The sequence below is a fragment of the Bacteroides sp. 14(A) genome (genome assembly GCF_000526555.1).
In the GTDB taxonomy this organism is placed as follows: Bacteria; Bacteroidota; Bacteroidia; order Bacteroidales; family Bacteroidaceae; genus Bacteroides; species Bacteroides cellulosilyticus.
Genome location: NZ_JAGH01000002.1, coordinates 670,609 through 689,373, shown reverse-complemented (window position 1 = coordinate 689,373; position 18,765 = coordinate 670,609). Strand labels below are relative to the sequence as shown.

The 18,765-nt window shown below is 42.9% G+C and carries 9 protein-coding genes; 5 read left to right on the top strand and 4 right to left on the bottom strand.

Going from position 1 to position 18,765, the window contains the following annotated elements; genetic code table 11:
- Positions 1–98: 98 nt before the first annotated feature.
- From K429_RS0110235 to K429_RS0110215, 5 genes are all read left to right on the top strand, one after another.
- The gene (locus K429_RS0110235; protein ID WP_026366839.1) at positions 99–2,489 is read left to right on the top strand and encodes a glycoside hydrolase N-terminal domain-containing protein; all 2,391 of its coding nucleotides are present in this window, start codon (positions 99–101) and stop codon (positions 2,487–2,489) included.
- A 42-nt stretch (positions 2,490–2,531) separates the two neighbouring features.
- A complete protein-coding gene (locus K429_RS0110230) occupies positions 2,532–5,495 on the top strand; it encodes a TonB-dependent receptor (protein ID WP_007216588.1) in 2,964 nt (987 codons plus the stop codon).
- 31 nt (positions 5,496–5,526) lie between these two features.
- The gene (locus K429_RS0110225; RefSeq protein ID WP_026366838.1) at positions 5,527–7,227 is read left to right on the top strand and encodes a RagB/SusD family nutrient uptake outer membrane protein; all 1,701 of its coding nucleotides are present in this window, start codon (positions 5,527–5,529) and stop codon (positions 7,225–7,227) included.
- A 331-nt stretch (positions 7,228–7,558) separates the two neighbouring features.
- Positions 7,559–8,995 carry a tetratricopeptide repeat protein gene (locus tag K429_RS0110220; protein ID WP_026366837.1) on the top strand — a complete coding sequence of 479 codons (1,437 nt, stop codon included), beginning with the start codon at positions 7,559–7,561 and terminating at the stop codon, positions 8,993–8,995.
- Between the two features lie 32 nt (positions 8,996–9,027).
- Complete coding sequence (locus K429_RS0110215; RefSeq protein ID WP_026366836.1) at positions 9,028–11,247, top strand: suppressor of fused domain protein; 2,220 nt, start codon at positions 9,028–9,030, stop codon at positions 11,245–11,247.
- A gap of 103 nt (positions 11,248–11,350) precedes the next feature.
- Here K429_RS0110215 and K429_RS0110210 read toward each other — a convergent pair whose 3' ends face one another.
- From K429_RS0110210 to K429_RS0110195, 4 genes are all read right to left on the bottom strand, one after another.
- Complete coding sequence (locus K429_RS0110210; RefSeq protein ID WP_026366835.1) at positions 11,351–12,919, bottom strand: glycoside hydrolase; 1,569 nt, start codon at positions 12,917–12,919, stop codon at positions 11,351–11,353.
- A 22-nt stretch (positions 12,920–12,941) separates the two neighbouring features.
- Positions 12,942–15,377 (bottom strand): sugar-binding domain-containing protein, encoded by a 2,436-nt coding sequence (locus K429_RS0110205; RefSeq protein ID WP_026366834.1) that lies wholly within the window; start codon positions 15,375–15,377, stop codon positions 12,942–12,944.
- Between the two features lie 9 nt (positions 15,378–15,386).
- Positions 15,387–16,994 carry a glycoside hydrolase gene (locus K429_RS0110200; RefSeq protein WP_026366833.1) on the bottom strand — a complete coding sequence of 536 codons (1,608 nt, stop codon included), beginning with the start codon at positions 16,992–16,994 and terminating at the stop codon, positions 15,387–15,389.
- A 107-nt stretch (positions 16,995–17,101) separates the two neighbouring features.
- Positions 17,102–18,760, bottom strand: a complete 1,659-nt coding sequence (locus tag K429_RS0110195; RefSeq protein ID WP_007211282.1) for a RagB/SusD family nutrient uptake outer membrane protein — start codon at positions 18,758–18,760, stop codon at positions 17,102–17,104.
- Between the last annotated feature and the right edge of the window lie 5 nt (positions 18,761–18,765).

The window sequence follows — 18,765 nt, the reverse complement described above, 5'->3', positions numbered from 1 at the left end:
ATGCACAGGCGTCTGTTCCACCTGCGCTACCTTTGCCCACAAAGCAATACGAGCTTAGTGGGCATTTTTTTTATAACAATATTTTAAATGAAAGTACTATGAGAATATTTTTTCTTTGCTGTGTAGCTGTTTTTTCTTTTTTAAGCTGTAAAACAGAAATCAATGATGTTGGTAATGTTCCGGAACGGGGATTTCATAGCAATCGTCCGGCTAATATTTGGGAAGAATCGTTGGTTACCGGAAACGGTGTGATGGGAGCTATGGTAATGGGAGACCCATACAGGGAATCTATTGTTCTTAACCATGCTTTGCTTTATTTGCCTATTCATTCTCCGAGAAAGCCTGTCAGCCAGGGAAAGAACCTGGAGAAGATTCAGCAAATGATGCTGGATGGTAAATATACGGAGGCTTCTAAGTTTATTGTAGACTTAGCTAATTCCGAGGGATACCAAGGTAAACACGCAACAGACCTTTTCGTTCCGGCATTTCAATTCAACATTTCAAGTGATACTTCTTCTGTAAAGAAGTATAATAGGACTGTGGATTTTACTACGGGCGAAGTAGAGGTTAAATGGGAGGATAATAATGGAATCTATTCGCGTAAACTATTTATTTCCAGAGCGGACAATGTGGTTGCCCTACGGTTATCTTCAAAAAAAGGCTCTATCCATACAACATTGAATCTTTCACAGATAATGAGGCATGATGCAGGACGTAAGAAGAAATTTACATTAAGTGAGAAGAACTGCATTGATAAAGTTGAATCCGGTGTAATGGAAAACGGACTTTATTTTAAAGCATGGTACGAAAGGCCTTGGGAATTTGAATCCAGAAAAAGCTTTAAGGGATACGAAGGGGTAGTGAAAGTCGTGAACATGGACGGTGATATAGAGATGAACTCGGATCAAATAGTCATAAATGGTGCTACGGATGTGCTGATATTAGCTCGTGTTGAACCTTCTGACAATATGGAAATATCGAAAGTACCTGATATGATGAAAGACCTCAGTTTATATCCTACTAATTATGCGGAATTACTGGATGCGCATAAGAAAATCCATAAAGAATTATTTGAGCGTGTATCGATTGATTTGGGTGCCTCTAAAGAAGACCGTATGAAATCTTCCGAAGAATTATTGGAAGCAGGTGGTTCCAGTCCGGCTTTAATAGAGAAGATTTTCGATGCTGCACGTTATAATGTTATTTGTGCCACAGGCATCAATCCTCCTAATCTTCAAGGTATCTGGGGAGCTACTATGACTCCTCCCTGGTCCGGTGACTATACGACTAATGGAAATCTGCCGGTTGTCATTTCCCATTATTTGCAGGCTAATACTCCGGAGCTGATGTTGCCACTGTTTGACAGGCTGGAAGCATATATGGAAGATTTTAAGGTGAATGCACGTGAGCTTTATAACTGCCGTGGTATTCATGTTCCGTCACGTTTTAGTTCACATGGCTTAAATAATCATTTTGATGCTACCTGGCCGATGACTTTCTGGGTGACCGGAGCGGCATGGTACTCACTCTTCTATTATGACTATTATATGTATACCCTGGACAAAGAGTTTTTGCAGAAACGGGCACTTCCATTCATGGAACAGGCCGCCTTGTTTTATGAAGACTTTCTGAAAGAAGGGGCTGATGGGAAGTATGTTTTTAATCCTTCATATTCTCCTGAAAATCATCCGGCAAATCATCCCAGCCAGGCTTGTATAAATGCCACGATGGATGTGATGGCAGCTAATGCTTTGTTGCGCTCAGTTATAGAAGCCAGTCAGGTTTTGGGTGTCAATCAGGATAAAATTCCGGTATGGGAGTCTATGCAGGCCAAAATGCCTTCTTATATGCTGAATGAGAATGGAGAAATCAGAGAATGGATGTGGAAGGACTTGCAGGACAATCATAAACATCGCCACGCTTCTCACTTATTCGGACTGTATGATTTTCATGATCCCCTTATTATGAAAGATAAGGATTTGCTAGAAGGATGTAAGCGGGCCGTTAATCGTAGGATGGAAATACGCCGGCAAGACAATGGCGGAATCATGGCGTTCGGTATGATTCAACTGGCTTTCTCTGCGTGTGCTTTAGGTGAATCCGAGACGGCTTATGATATGCTGACCTGGTTGGGAAACAGTTATTGGAATAATAATATGGTTTCAACCCACGATCCTAAAAAAACATTCAATCTGGACATCTGCGGAGGATACCCGTCTTTAGTGATGAAAATGTTGGTTTACTCGGAACCGGGTCTGATATCCCTTTTACCATGTAAGCCTCAGCAATGGCGCAGTGGGCATATAAACGGAGTAGCCTTGAGAGGTGGAATTATAGTGCAAGAGCTGTCATGGAATGAAAAGGAAGTGAAAGTCACTTTATTATCTAAAATAGATCAGAACGTAAAAATTCAATTGCGGGAAGCGGAAATGCAGGAAATAGTGTTAAAAGCAGATACTCCTGCTACCTTCAGCTTTTCATATGAATAGAAAAACAAATACCTTATTTACTAATTTTAAAAGCACTTTTTTATGAATCAGAATGTATTTATTCGAAGGGCATGTATGTCTTTGATGTTTAGCATGCTTTGCTTGTTGTCTCTGGCTCAGACACATCAAGTTTCCGGTATTGTGAAAGATGTTACCGGAGAGCCGGTGATTGGAGTCAATGTATCTGTGCAAGGAACCGGTAACGGTTCTATTACGGATTTGGATGGTAAATTTGCAATTCCGAATGTGAAGGAGAAAGATGTTTTAATTGTCTCTTACATCGGTTATCTGACTCAGTCTATACCGGTTGGAAAACAGACTTCATTTACTATTACCTTGAAAGAAGATGCACAGGCTTTGGATGAAGTTGTTGTTGTAGGCTATGGTGTACAGAAAAAGAGGGACTTGTCGGGTGCTGTGTCTTCCGTAAAGTCACGGGATATCACAGCTATACCGACAACCAATGCTTTGGAAGCTTTACAGGGAAAGGTTGCAGGATTGGACCTGACTTCTTCTTCAGGTAAGGCAGGAGCTGAGCTGAGTTTCACTATTCGTGGAGAGAGATCATTAAAAGCCAGCAATAAACCTTTGATATTGGTGGATGGAGTAGATTATGGTACGACTCTGGATATTAACCCTTCGGATATCGAATCTATTGAAGTCTTAAAAGATGCATCTTCAACCGCCATTTACGGAACACGTGGTGCAAATGGTATTATTATCGTGACTACTAAGAAAGGAAAAACAGGAAAATCAAAAGTTTCTCTGAATGCTTTTGCTTCTGTTAATATGATTTCTTCTTATCCATCTATCATGAATGGAGCTGAATATGCACAGTTAAAACGTGAAGCATACCGTGACCAGACAACTAATGAATATTTACCGGATGATCAGGTCTTTACAGTGGCGCAGGAATTGGAATATGTTAGAGAAGGAGTGTCTACTGATTATCGTGACTTAATGATGAGCAATGGTTTCAATCAGAATTATGAACTATCCATATCGGGAGGTACAGACAAGACACAACATAATATCTCCTTGGGATATAGAGGTGAGAATGGGCTTTTCAAAAATGATAATTATAAACGATTGAATGCCAGGGTAGCATTGGATCATGAATTACTGAAAACCCTGAAGATAGGTACAAGCATTACGTATACTTATAAGGATCAAAACACACGTCGTGATCCGTTGAATATGTGTAATAAGATTGTTCCATTATCAAAACCTTATGATGAAAATGGAGAAGTGGTAAGATTCCCGGCACCGGGATACAATTCTCAGACCAATCCATTGGTGGATGATGTGGAGGGGGCAATAAAGGATAACACGAAAGGCACCCGTTTCTTTGGCAGTTTGTATGCGAACTGGAATATCACAAAAGATCTTCTTTTCAGAACAACATTAGGGGTTGATGCTCAGAATTCAAGAAGAGGGTATTATTGCTCGGCAAACTCTTTGGACGGAGAAGGCAAAGACAGTAAATCATTGAAAGAACATACTATTCAATCGGGTATTACCTGGGAAAACATCCTGACCTATTCGAAGATATTGGGAGAGCATGATTTTCAGATAATGGGTGGTACCAGTACGATTTATAAGAGTAAAGAATATACATTGGCTTCAGGTAAAGGGCAGACTTATGGAGGCAATATCTATCATAATCTGGCATCAAACACCAAAGAAGTTATGATTGACAGTTATTTACAAGAAGAGAATTTGGCTTCTTTCTTCGGACGTGTAAATTATAAGTTTATGGACCGTTATATTCTTACAGCTTCTTTACGTGCAGACGGCTCTTCACTACTTGCCAGTGGACATAAGTGGGGATATTTTCCATCTGTAGCATTAGCGTGGAGAATGAATGAAGAAGCTTTTCTGAAGAACATTGATAATTTATCCAACTTGAAACTTCGTTTAAGCTGGGGAGAATCCGGTCAATCGGCCATTGATCCTTATCAAACGATAGGTCTTTTGGGCTCTTCTACTTATTCATTCAATAATGAGCTGGCCAGTGGTCTGTATCCTAAGACTATGTCGAATAAGAATCTGACGTGGGAAACAACTTCTGTATTCGATTTGGGAGTGGATTTCGGACTCTTCAATAATCGTCTGTCAGGTTCTCTGGACATCTATAAATCATATACGAGGAATGTTCTTATGAATCGCAAGATCCCATCAACTAATGGTTACTCTGATGTGATGGAAAATATTGGTAAGACGGAAAACTTTGGTATTGATATAACGCTAAACTCAGTAAATATACAAAAGAAGAATTTTACCTGGACCACAGATTTTACGCTTTCTCATAACAAAGAGAAAATAAAAGAACTGGCATCGGGAGCACTGAGAGATGAGGCTAACTCGTGGTTTGTGGGTGAAGCGTTTCAGGTGTTTTACGATTATAAGAAAATTGGTATCTGGCAATTAGATGAAGCGGAAGAAGCTGCTAAGAACGGGCAGATTCCTGGTGACATAAAGATACAGGATACGAATGATGACGGGGAAATTACTCCCGAAGACCGTGTTATTTACAGTAAACGTCCGAAAGTGACTTTTGGTATCAATAATGCTTTTACCATTCATGATTTTGAATTTTCGTTTTTCATTTACAGCCGTTTAGGTCAGTGGATCGATTATGAATTTAATAGAGGATATAAACCAGACGGATTGGAAAACAGTTCGAATGTAGACTACTGGACTCCTGAAAATCCCACAAACGATTTTCCACGTCCTAACCGTTTTTACGGATTCGGAAAAACCAGATATTCTTCAACCTTGAAATATGAAAAAGGCTCGTTTGTGAAAATCAGAGATATAACTTTAGCTTATAATCTTCCAGCAAAAGCACTGAAGAATATAGGACTGGACCGCGTACGCATTTATGCAACAGCTAAAAACTTCTTCACTTTCAGTAGTATTGAGAATTATGATCCGGAACGTGGAGGAGGTATTTCATTCCCTATGACCAAGCAACTTGTGTTTGGTGTCAATTTGGATTTTTGATAAACGATTCAGTATTTAAAGGAATAACATTATGAAAAAAAGTATATTATTAGTAGCATCGTTGATGCTGTTTCTGGGAAGTGGTTGTGATAGTTTCTTAGATGAAACCAATTATAGTGATGTAACTTCCGAAGGGGGATATTATGATACAGAAGAAGGGTTGAATGCCATCGTGAATGCATGTTATACCCCATTGCGCTTTTGGGCAGGTAAAGAAGATGCCATTGGATTGAGTGAAACTGGAACGGATATTATAGCAGCAGCTTCCGGATGTGTGGATAATAATATGGCGGCATATACGCAGTCGCTTGATGGTACCAATTCTGCATGTACCTTTTATTTTGACCGATTCTACGCAGCTATAAACTGGTGCAACACCGCAATCTATCATGCGGAAACTGTATCTAACCCATCGAAAGATGAAACATTGGCTACAACATTGAATAAGCGTGAGGCGGAAGCCAGAGTACTGCGTGCATTTTATTATTGGATATTGGCTGAAACATTTGGAGATACCTATTACATAGATGTGCCTTCAAGTAGTATCGTAATGAATCCGGTTAAAACATCGGTAAGTGATATTTATCAGCATATGTTTAGTGATCTGGACTGGGCTATTACAAGTAAATTATCTACTCAGCAGAATGACGGTGGTCGAGTTACGGTATGGACTGCCAAAGCACTTAAAGCCAGACTACTGTTAACGCGGGCTAGTGTAACGAAGGATGCAAAGATGTATGAACAGGCTTATAATTTGGCCAAGGACGTGATAGACAATGGTCCTTTTGAGTTGGCTAAAGATTTTGCTTCTATCTGGGATATGAAGAACAGTGATGGAAATTCCAATAATGAAGTAATATGGTATGTCGATTATTCAACAAATCAGCTGTATAATTCGGAATTGGATGATAAACCGGTTATCAGAAATGGAGGAAATAATGCGCATCTGCTTTTCTGCATGAAATATGATGATCAACCGGGTATGACACGTTCCATAGAGTATGGACGTCCGTTTAACCGTTACATGCCAACCCGTTATTTGATTGACTTGTTTGATGAGGAAAGAGATCAACGTTATGGTGGCAGTTTCCGCCATCTATGGATCATGAATAATGAGAAAGGAAAAGGTAAGTACACGGCAATGGCTGATACGGCTATTTATATAATTAAAGGGGAAGCAACTGCTGCGCAACGTGCCTGGGCGGAAAACCGTTACCAGCTGTTTGACAGAAATGATATTTATAATGCAGACGGTTCTACTAAAAACATGAAGCAATCTTTAGAGTTATGTAAGTTTGCAGACCCTGCACGTGCTTCTAAAGATGAAGATAGAAGTACGCGGGACGGTTTTATGATTCGTATCGCTGAAATGTATCTGATTGTAGCAGAAGCTGGGGCTCAAACGGATAAATCTGATGCTTTGGATTATATGAATAAGTTACGTATGACCCGTGCAGTTGCCGGTTATGAGGAGGATATGTGTGTCAACCTGTCGCAGATTCAAGATATTGATTTTATTTTGGATGAACGTGCGAGAGAATTGGCAGGGGAACAACTGAGGTGGTTTGATTTAAAGCGTTTTGGTAAAGAGCAGTTTGTAAAAAGAATAAAGAAATGTAATCCTAATGCGGCTAATGTTGATGAACACCATTGGGTACGTCCATTTCCGCAGACATTTTTGGATGCAATTGAAAATAAAACAGAGTTCACTCAGAATACAGGTTATAAATAATTAAGTATTGTTTTATATGTACCCGGCTATGGAAAATGCTTTTTTCCATAGCCGTTTTTTTTGAAAAACAGTCTTCAAAATATAAAGAAAAGACTTGTACTTCTTGCTCTTTCTCTTGTGAATATAATGACATTTATCCTACCTTTTGGGTATCTTCCTGAATAAATACTAAATAAAAGTTCTTTGGAAAAGCAAATTGACAGAATAGAATTTGCAATTTGTCATGGTTTCTATAAAATAGCCATTATCCAATTGTAATTTTTTATGGCAGTTTATAGAGTGGATAAACTGAGTTTTTATATCTTTGGACATCATTAAACCACAATGAACAATGGATGAAACATTAAGGAAACAAATTGATGCTTGGACAGAAACTGACGAGCATGGTAGAATTGTTGATATGTTAGGACAGATTTCGCCTGAAGAAAGAGATTCTGAAGCTACAGGTTTGCTGGCACGTGCATATAACAACCTGGGTGAATATGAAAAAGCTTTGGAGTTACTTGATTCCATCGAGGAGGAAGAAGCCGGAGATACTAATTGGAACTTTCGGAAAGGGTATGCACTTTACTTTCTCGACAGATACAAGGAAGCTTTGGCTTGCTTTAAGAAGGCGGACGAACTGACTCCGGAAGATGAAGATACGATTGAGTTCATCCGTAGTTGCAACAGTCACCTGCCTTTTCGGAAGCGGGTGAAGGACTTTTGGAAGTGGTTTACCGATAACGAGGAGGAGCTCTCCCGGATTGTTGAGAACCGCGGGCAGCTTGACGGTGGTGATGCTGTTGAGTTTGTTACCGCCGGTACGAATTTGATAGATGAGGATGTGCATTTTAATCTGGGTGGAGACTATGAATTCACATTCTCCGTAGAGGGCAATACACATTTGTTCTATCTCTATCCCTACATTGTGTCGCAAATGCCTGCACAATTCAAGGATAAATGGCACTTTTTTCCTTTCAATCAGGGGACGGATGCAAGTTTCTCTTTCGGCATGTATGGGGCGAATGTAGATATGGCTCAGGTGCAGGTATCTGCTGCTTATCAGGAAGATATCAATGCTTTCAATATCCATTTCTATGAAGAACAGTTATGCTCTCTGGAAGAAGCACAAAGCTATAATGCTTATTATATCATGATGGAGATTATGCTGGGTGAGGGACTTTCTTACCAGTATATTGCCAGTGTGGAGCGTGCAGATGCTCCATTGGAGAATATGATAAAGCTTCCTGAACTCAGAGCCTACATTACAGATACATTAAAGGCTCATGGTAAGGAGATATTGGATAATCCGCAGCAAGTCTATACCAGCTATCGTTTTGAGCCTCAGGAGAACGAGGAATTACGTTTTGACGTCATGGCAGGCAGCTCCTGCTTCCAGCCTTTGGTGGCCAATTATTATAATGGTTCCACAGAACTGTTCGACCGTTTGAATGGATTTGGTGCGCAGGCTGTATTTATCGCTTTCCCCTATGAAAATAAGGAAGAAGGTGATGGGAAGAAAGTGCTGGATTTCCGTTATGAACTGGAAGACCGCCTGGCGGCGGAATTGCTTGAACCGGAAGGTTTGGGACTTTTATTAGGGGGAGCTATCGGTACCGGTACCTGCTATATTGATCTTCTTTTGTTTGATGAGTCGGCATTTATGGAAAAGATTGTTCCATTTCTGAAAGACTATCCCCAATATCACTTCTATCTTTCCGACTTCCGTCAGGGTAGTGACTTGTGCAGACTGTATGAAACGGAGGATGACGAGTCTGAGGAATAAAATGAATCTATAATTATAAATATATCACAACCATGAGTATAGGTTTCAGATTAACAACGAAATGCAAAAGTATTTCTTCATTCCAGAAATTGTTGGATGTAGTTGCCGCCCGGCACGAGGCATCTGTCAGTCATACAGAAGATTATTCTGAATTATCAGTCTGCCGTTTAGGAAATATATTCTTCAATTATGAACAGGAAGAAGATGATATAGCTGTCATAGGTGATTGTCAGACTAACCTGTTGGGAGCAGGTTTTCATAAGGCTGCGATAGATATCGTTGACGAGTTGGTAGAACTGAGAGACTTCTCTACTGAGGTGGAGGACGATACGGAATATTATGAGCACAGGGACTTTGAGCGGATGCGTTCCGAACATTTCTATCGTTGGTTGAACGCCATTGTAGAACTCTGTCGTGAACGTATGAAGGAGAATTGCAGCATGTCTGCCATTTGTTGGGATTGCAATAAGTACATGCCCCGTGGGATAGAAGGAACGGTGGTATCTCCTTTCGGAAGAATATGTCCGGAGCACTTAGTCGAACGGATAAAAGATGAAGGTATCGAGAGGTTGGCAAGCGAATTTTTCATGTGGAATAATGAAGAGCGTGATGCATTATTCTATCGGAATACGGCTTTGAGTGCCTTGTGGGAAGATTGCTATTTTATGCCTTCCGCGCGTAGCGAAGAAGATATGGAAATCAATTCGTTTATTATAGAAAACTTGGAGAAGGCTGCCGCAATGGATACGTCTCTTGCTTTCCCGAAAGAAGACTATCTGTTGCTTTGTCGTTTGGTGGAAAAAGAGCCGGTAGATGTTTCTGCATTGCCGGATTTCATAAGTGAATTTCCGATTGGTTATCGCAAGGACAAAGTGACCTATACATTAGGAAATCTGAAGTTTGATCTTCCGGGTAATTACCTTTATTTTGAAGAGGATGATTCTCGCGGGTATTATGATGGAGAAGACGAGAATTGGCATGTAGTGCGGATGTTGGCGTATTCTATGCCCGATGACGAAGCGGACTATCTGGAAGACGATGAGAATGTGCTGATTGAAGAGAAGTTTTTTGAAAACGGTAAGTACAGGCTTTATGATCTGGGTGGAGAAGAAGACAGTGATGAATATGTGTGCCAGTGCCAGATTATCACTGAACATCAGTTCACCCTGTTTACTCTTTCGTGCGAGGGAAAGGATGAAGCAATGGGCTTTTCAGCTGACTTTATTGATCATCTGACTGCTACCAAAACGAACAAGCATGATAAGTTGCTTCAGCAAATAGAACAATGGAACGCGGACGATGAAGAACAGAAGATAATTGACGCTATTCTGAAAGTTCCTGAAGAGGAGAGAACTGCGGAATTGACGGGGCTTCTGGCGCGCTCATACAATAATCAGGGGAATTATAATGAAGCCATTGAACAGCTTCTTTCAGTAAAGGAAGAATGTAAGGAAGATGCGCTTTGGTTCTATCGACTGGGTTATGCTTATTATTATCTGAACCAACTGGATAAGGCGCAGAAAGCCTTTGAACGTTCATTGGAATTGGATCCCAGCGATGAAGATGCGAAGGAATACATTGAAAATTGTAAGAATGGTGTTTTGCCTCATAATCCTGAGATGTACGAAGAGGAGGAATTGGATGCTCTTGAAGCGCATATTGACAAGTTCTTCGGTCATTCGGATCATGTGTTCCATGAGATCGCCTCACCGGATATCCATGTGGATATCTTTATTGTCGAGCCGACGGCTGAAAGGAATTATTACACGCTGGTCACATCGGGCATGGGTGCCCATCGGATGAATGTACCTAAGGAACTGGCTGAGTATAAGCTGGAGCGTGCGGAGATAGTGGTATATTTACCTGCCGACTGGAATATTTCTGACCATGAAGAAAAGAATTACTGGCCGCTACGTTGGCTGAAGATACTTGCCCGTCTGCCATTGGAAGAGGACTCCTGGTTAGGTTGGGGACATTCTGTACCCAACGGGAAACCGTTTGCAGAGAATACTCAGCTTTCCAGTGTATTATTGATCAATCCGGAGAATGTGGAAGAAGGAGCTGCTGTTTGCCAATTGCCTAATGGGGAAGAAGTGAATTTCTATCAGATGATTCCATTGTACGAAGAAGAAGTCAATTTCAAGATTCAGAATGGTGCGGAAACATTGTTAGGGAAGATGGGAGAAATAAGTGCAGTGGTAGATATTCATCGTTTGAATGTCTGCGAGGGATTTGGGCGGCCGAAAGAATAGAGATTTCACCACAGAGTAACACAGAGGTTCACAGAGTTTTATTTTCTTGATTTAGAAATTATTGAACTCTGTGAACCTCTGTGTTACTCTGTGGTGAAATCTCTTAATCCTGAGAAACAAAAGTGATAACGGAACGTGCAGGAATTACTGCTATCTGTTCGTTTTTCAGTTTCTTAATGGGTAGAAGATCTTCACCTGCTTCATCTGAGGTGCGGTAGCCTTGCCATGACTTTACTTTGGAACCATCCACTTTGAAAGTGAAATTTTTCTCCTGATCAGCGTAGTTGACAACTACCATTACCCATTGTCCGTTTGTATTCTGATAAGCAGAACACATGAGTCCTTGGGGATCAGTATCTCCTTCCGGGATTACCTGTCCGGATTTGTTTGTTGCCTTAATAGACATGCGTACAGCTCCCGGGCGTATAAAGCGGCTGTAATTACCTAATATCCATAATAATTTGGAGTCTTCCACTTTACCGTCATGAAGATCGGGATCAGTGTATTCGCGTAGCAATCCGTCTTTGTAGTCACCTCCTATGGCACGCCACCACTGCCAGCTACGTGCTCCTGCATAAACAATGTCGTGATGAATGATACGGGCCACATAGAGGGCTGTTTTCATTGTATGATCAAATCCACTGCCTCCGCCAATTTCTTCATCGTTCCCCATAATGCAGGTTTCCGTTTGCCAGAAGTCAACTTTGTATTTGTCCAGTGTATCACGTAACTGACGACGGTAATCTCTCAGACTTTCTAAAGGTGTATTTGTCCAATAGCTGTGCCCTGCAATGAGATGGGGGACATTCGGGGTATTTCCCAGATAAGTATCTACACTGTCGGGGCAGAAGAAAGATTGTATTTCGTATCCACGTTCATGGTTTGTCATGTGTGTGGAGAACATACAACGATAGTCTGACGCTTCGCAGATGGTGATTTCCGTATCAATACCCTCTTTCACAAACTCTTTGCTGATGAGGCGTACGGCACGGGCAATTTCTTTCTTTGTTGCCGGGGTACCTTCTTGCTTGGGACCTATCCAATTCCAGTGTCCGTCCGGTTCGTTGAAAGGGGAGAGGTAATCGAACTTAATGCCGTCTTTCTTTTCAACTCCTTTGATCACATTTGCCAGAAAACGGGCGAAGTCTTCATAATGTTCCGCTTTCAGATTCAGTGTGCCGTCACGTCCGGTGTTGGTGGCAAGCCCGTTTTGAGTGAAGTAAACGGGTGGAGAGTTTAGGAAAGCAAGGAATTTATTGACTCCACGTTCCTTTGCTAATCGGAGGAAATTACGCTGTCCCTGTTGTTTGTCCCAATCATAACTTCCGTCCGGTTGCAGGAAACATTCGGTACGCATCCAAGGGGAGCCTATCTGACTGGCTTCGCCCTGTTCCGTACTTCCTGCACCTACATTGAAGCGCCACAGAGAAAGCCCGATTCCTTTGGGCTTTCCGTTAGTGTCATTGTCAGTACTGAACAACCAGTCAGCTACTTGGTCCTGTTTCTCCTGAGGCCATTTGCCTATGATGTGCATGCTCCAGGCATCCGAAGCACTGAAATGATCCATGGTTTGCTGAGGCTGTTCGGGAATAATCTGATAGTTTATATCTGCTTGTGGTGAACACGAAGTAGTTATTGCGGCGAGGGCGAGTAATAATACTTTGTATTTCATATAAATATTTGTTTTTAGAGGATTATTTAGCATTCAAGACAATCTCTGTTCCTTGTAAAAGTGGTGAAGTAAACTTTACGCGAATCTGACCTTTCTCACCCGTGGTCTGTATGTAGGTAAGTAGACGTCCGTGGAAGGCACGATGGCGATTATCGGTGTAGTCACTCATGTCGCTGTTATCGGAACCTTCGAGCCCCAGTAAATGTGCCGGACCTTCGATGGTACAAGTAATGTCATTATCGCCTAATTTCACTACGACACCCTTTTCATCTATCACTTCTACAATGAGATGTGCTGTAGCGCGGTTGCAAGATAGATTGGTACGATCGGCACTTACACGGAGAGCGTAGGGGCGACCGGAGGTTTTGATGGAATAGCTGGACAATATATTTCCGTCTTTATCGCAACCTTCGGCTTTCAATTCACCCGCCCGATAGGGAATATCCCAGTAGATGATACCTGTCTTTTCATCATAGGGTTTCATCTCACCTAGCACTTTTCCATCAAGTAACAGACGTGCTTGTGGAGCATTGGTATAGCAGACTACACGTATTTCCTGACCGGGATCATAGTTCCATATATCCCATGCATCGGGTGACAGGAAGGTACGCCGGGAGTTTTTGAAACGATCCGGTATGGGATAAGTACCCACATAAGTAACCGGTTTTTCGCACCATAAGGAAGCACGGAAGTGACCGCGGGGTTTGGGGAAACTACCAAAGTCGAGCAATCCGGTATATAGTCCGCGTGAGGGCCATGCACCCGATTCACCAAGGTAGTCGGTACCCGTCCAGATGAATTGTCCGAAGATGAATTCTTTATCCTTTACGGCATACCAGGCTTCAAGACCGGAACCGTTTTCGCTACCATAAATGACACGGTTGGGATAGGTGGCATGATCTTCATCATAGCGGTTTTCAGTATAGTTGTATCCTACTACATCGATGGCTTCGGGATATTCTGTTTGATTGGACATAACAACTCCTGCCAGTGCTCCCGTTACGGGGCGTGACGTATCGACAGCACGGACGCATGCAGCCAGTCGTTTGGCTATCTTTCCGATACGCATGGCATCAGGAGCATCCGGTTTGTAACCGCCAAACATGGGTTGATTGATGGTTGATCCGTCAAGAATAGGATGCGAGTAAGGATCATTCGGATAATCTACTTCATTACCAATACTCCACATGAAAATGGAAGGATGATTGCGGTCGCGACGTACCATATCGGTTACATCCTGTTCAATCCATTCTTCGAAGAAATCGAAAGAACCGTCATAGGCGGGTTCCCCCTTATTCCAGCCTTTCACCCATTTACGTTTCGGGAATTCCCATTCATCGGATGCTTCATCCATGATGAGAAGTCCCAGTCGGTCGCATAGATCATATACAACGGGAGCCTGTGGATTGTGGCTCATGCGGATAGCATTTACACCTATTTCTTTCAGATTGTTTAAACGGCGCTCCCATACTTCCGGAGGTACTACAGCACCGAGTACACCGGCATCATGATGCAGGCATACACCCTTGACCTTCATCCAGTTGTCATTGAGCGCAAATCCTTTATTAGGGTCAAACTTCAGTGTACGGAGTCCTACTTTAGTCTTACATCCATCGATACGCTGTCCATTGCTGAGCAATTCCGTTTTTAGTGTATAAAGGTAAGGATCGTCCAGATTCCAACGGTGAGGGTTCGTTATTTTCAGTGTGAGATTTTCTTTAGTAATACCTTCTTTACCGTCAGAAACACGGGTGCGGCGTTGCGCTACTTGTTTGCCGACAGCATCGTATAGTGTAGCCGAAAGTTCAAGTCTGTCGTTGGTTGCTATGTGTTTCTGTACTTCCATATCGACGGCTATGGTAGCCTGTCGGTTGGTCAGAGAAGTGGCATGCCAACCTGTGCCCCATTGTGCCAGGTGTATTTCAGGGGCGGCAATTAGCCATACGTCACGATATATGCCCGATCCTGTATACCAACGGGAATCAGCATAGCGGCTATGGTCCACACGTACACTTAACACGTTGTCCCCCTCTTTCAGATAAGGAGTCATGTCGTAGAGAAATGAGATATAACCGTTAGGGCGTTTGCCAAGCAGATGTCCGTTTAAATAGACTTCACTGCGATTGTATACTCCTTCGAAATAGATATAATGGCGTGGAGCGTCATCCGTGATCTTGAAATGTTTACGATACCAGCCGACTCCGCCAGGTAAATATCCGGTGCAGCTTGCTAAAGAAGGTGAAAGTTGTCCTTCAATAGACCAATCATGCGGCAATCTGAGTTTGCGCCATTCGCTGTCATTGAAGGCGGGATTTACAATGGTTGAGTCATCGGTCAGCCGGAAGAGCCAATCTTCATTGAATTTGGTGGCATTACCAAATGAAACCTGCGCCTGTGCCGGAAGGCCGGTGAGCAGGGCTGTCATGAATACAGTCAGCGTGAATATAGCGTTTTTCATTTTGGATGATTATTTTAGATTATACACTACTGTGGTTACACTTTCCGCTTCCAAAAGTACAGATTCTCCGGCAGATACGGTGGCTTCTGTCAGTTTTTTGCTATTGGTAGTGGTGTAGGTCCGGATTGACGTAGCTTCGTTGCTCCATCCTTCATGAGTTTCGCTTAGGCGGACATTCTTGCTGGACATATTGGTGAAGACGGCTACTATTTTATCTCCTTGCGGGGATAGCCATGCAGATCCAAAGAAGTTGAGCGATTCGGTCAGTTGCATGTTGATACGTTGGTATCCGGGGCGGATGAACAGACTATAATTACCCAATACCCAAAGGGTGGCAGTGGGTTGGAAGGTACCTTCTTTTTCTATGTTGTCATTGTTGTCGTTGATTCCTCCACCAGGTACGAGGGATATCAGAAGAAAACGGTTTTTATGTCCCCAACGGGCTACGTCCATGGAAGTCCAGTAGCTCCATGAAGATACTCCTGCTACGGTAAGGTCATTGTGTATCACTCTCGACATATAAAATGCGATATCCATTTCTGTAGCATTCTCATATCCTACAAATTCTGTGTTGCTGTAGTTGTCTCCCAGCATGCTCCATTCACTTTGCCATACATCTACACCATATTGCGTTGCTGCTTGTGCCACTTGCTTACGTACGCTGCGCATACCGTCCCAAGTACCATCGGTCCAATAGCTATGACCGCAGATTAGTTTCTTTACATGATTTAAGTTACCTACATAAGCTGACGAGCCGGGGGTGAAAAAGGCAGACATAACGTTACTGCGATTGGCATCGTCTTTGGTCTTATATAAGTATTCCCAGTCGCCCGATTCACCGAGTAGGATATCGGTAGACAAATTACGTTCGGTTAAGGCATCATCCAGTTCGCGGGCCAATCTGGCAACTTCGTCATTGGTCCAGCCGCTTCCTTCTTGTCCTCCATCCCAGTTGTATTGCGGTTCGTTGACCGGTGAGATGTGCGTCACAGGATAACCTTTATCTATGTAGTATTGAGCTACATCGCCCATGTAAGCGGCAAAGTCATCGTAGCAATCGTTTTTCAGGTTTGATACTCCTCCTTGGTTGGAGAAACCTTTGCCGTTCTGTGTATATTGTACGGGTGGTGTATTGCTGAAAAGGACGATACTTTCGCAACCGAACTCTTTAGCACGGTTCAGGAAATAACGTTGCCCTTCGCAACGATTCCAGTCAAGGGTCAAGTCGTTTGTCAGGTATGACTCTGCGCGACGGGATTTATCGGTAATGCCGCTTGCATCACCTTGTTCGGCAGTTCCACCGCCTAGGTTTACACGCCACATGGAGAGACCGATACCTTTGGGGCTTCCTGCCTGGATTTCGGAAGAGAAGAGTAATTCGGTGATTTTCTCACGGCTGTTGGTCCAGTATTTACCTACATAGGAAGGATTCCAGCAGTCTGATGCACCGAATCCTGTGATAGTCTGATAGGTTTTTCCGGCATTAATGGTGACTAGTTTCTCTACACTATTCGGTACATCCGGTTGATCGGGAGTATCGGGTGTAGAAGGAGAATCGTCACTGCAAGCCATAAAGGAAAGCAGGGACAGCAGAGTGAAATAATATTTTAGTTTCATAAATATTCGATGGTTTAAAAAAGACTGTCGCGGATAATCTATTATGAAACTATCCGCGACAGAGTATAAAGACCTATTGAAGAATTCTATTTAGACATTCACCGGGGTTAATTCCAACCCGGATTCTGAACGATAGAACCATTAGACATTGTGATTTCATACAAAGGAATGGGGAATACCATGTCGCGGTTTTCATCAAAGCCAGCACCTTTATTACTTGCTTCGCCCTGGTTCTCCCATTCATAGAGGTCGCGGGTAGCGGCATCTGTGTTATACTTAACGAAAGTACCATTGGTTCCCAGCAGATTGGAAATCACCTTCTTGCCATTGTCGTCGGTCCAGCGGCGGATGTCATACAAGCGATTTTGCTCCCATGCTAATTCCAGGCGACGTTCCAGACGGATATCTTTGCGGAGATCGTTGCCGCTTGATTTTACATCCTCCAGGTTTACGCGGTTACGTACTTCATTGAGGTATTTACGTGCTGTAGCGTCATCACCCAGTTCGTTGCAGGCTTCGGCATACATCAGCAATACATCGGCATAGCGCAAGATGCGGTGATCCAAAGGAATCTTGTCTGTATTGTACACTTCCGGACGCTTTTCGATAGGTACGAAATATTTGCGGACGATACGTGCCGATTTATGTTGTGCAGGGTCAATTATATAGCAATCCGGATCCCAACCATACTTCTCGATATAAGTCTTGTAATTAGCCATGTCTTTGCTATTTTCAATGAACTTATCGAAGTTATCTTCACCGGCAATCTCGGTACATCCGGTTTTGATGATAGTCCAGCGAAGGCGTTCGGTATCACCTGCGTCAATGTAAGCCTGTTCGAGGTTGGCAGTAGGCTGACCCCAAGACCATCCGTCGCCGGGACCATTACGTGCACCGGTGATTATTGTCAGTGAACCACCTAATGAATAAGTACCGTCGTACATATACTGTACTTCAAACAGACTCTCTTTACTGTTGTTGTGATCAACACTCCATACGTCACCGAAGTTATCAAGCAGTTCGTACTCTTTGCTGTCGATAACGGTTTCCAATACATCATGTGCTTCTTGCCACTTTTCTTGATAGAGGTAAACTTTACCTAGCAGGCCTAAAGCTGCACCACTGGTAGCACGCCCCATATCGGTGGCAGCATATTCACTACGTTTTGGCAACGCGTCGGCGGCAGCTTTCAGATCATCTTCGATGAACTTATATACATCTTCGGCAGAAGCGCGGGTAATGCCTTGTATCTCCTCGGGCAACAGGAAGCTTGTAACGAGAGGTACACCGCCGAAGTTTCTTACCAGTTCGAAGTAGAAATATCCACGCAGGAAGCGGGCTTCGCCTATCAGGCGGTTCTTCATGTCTTCGTCCGAGAATTCGGATTGTGAGATGCGTTCTACGGCTACGTTGCAGCGTAAGATGCCTTTATAACGGTATTGCCAGAAGTTTGAGATGGCTCCGTTGCTCTGTCCTGTACCCTGATAATGTGCTAAAGAGATATAATCACTCTGGCTTTGGGTTGTATTTCCCATCCAACCGTCATCGCTGCACATTTCGGAAAGTAACCATACCGTATTGATGTTCCACCAACCACCGAAAGTGATGGCCTGGTAGCAACCGGTGATGAATGACTCGGCTTCCTCTACACTTTGGAAATAGGTGTCGAGATTTTGTTGCCCACGCACTTCCTCGGTCAGGAAGTCCTCGCAAGAGGTGAATGTCAGCGAGGCAATCAATGTCAATATTGCTAATATCTGTTTCATTGTTA

Bases quoted from the DNA above. Each gene is read 5' to 3' on its own strand.
- K429_RS0110235 (WP_026366839.1), top strand. From the start codon at position 99: ATGAGAATATTTTTTCTTTGCTGTGTAGCTGTTTTTTCTTTTTTAAGC.
- K429_RS0110230 (WP_007216588.1), top strand. From the start codon at position 2,532: ATGAATCAGAATGTATTTATTCGAAGGGCATGTATGTCTTTGATGTTT.
- K429_RS0110225 (WP_026366838.1), top strand. From the start codon at position 5,527: ATGAAAAAAAGTATATTATTAGTAGCATCGTTGATGCTGTTTCTGGGA.
- K429_RS0110220 (WP_026366837.1), top strand. From the start codon at position 7,559: ATGGATGAAACATTAAGGAAACAAATTGATGCTTGGACAGAAACTGAC.
- K429_RS0110215 (WP_026366836.1), top strand. From the start codon at position 9,028: ATGAGTATAGGTTTCAGATTAACAACGAAATGCAAAAGTATTTCTTCA.
- K429_RS0110210 (WP_026366835.1), bottom strand. From the start codon at position 12,919: ATGAAATACAAAGTATTATTACTCGCCCTCGCCGCAATAACTACTTCG.
- K429_RS0110205 (WP_026366834.1), bottom strand. From the start codon at position 15,377: ATGAAAAACGCTATATTCACGCTGACTGTATTCATGACAGCCCTGCTC.
- K429_RS0110200 (WP_026366833.1), bottom strand. From the start codon at position 16,994: ATGAAACTAAAATATTATTTCACTCTGCTGTCCCTGCTTTCCTTTATG.
- K429_RS0110195 (WP_007211282.1), bottom strand. From the start codon at position 18,760: ATGAAACAGATATTAGCAATATTGACATTGATTGCCTCGCTGACATTC.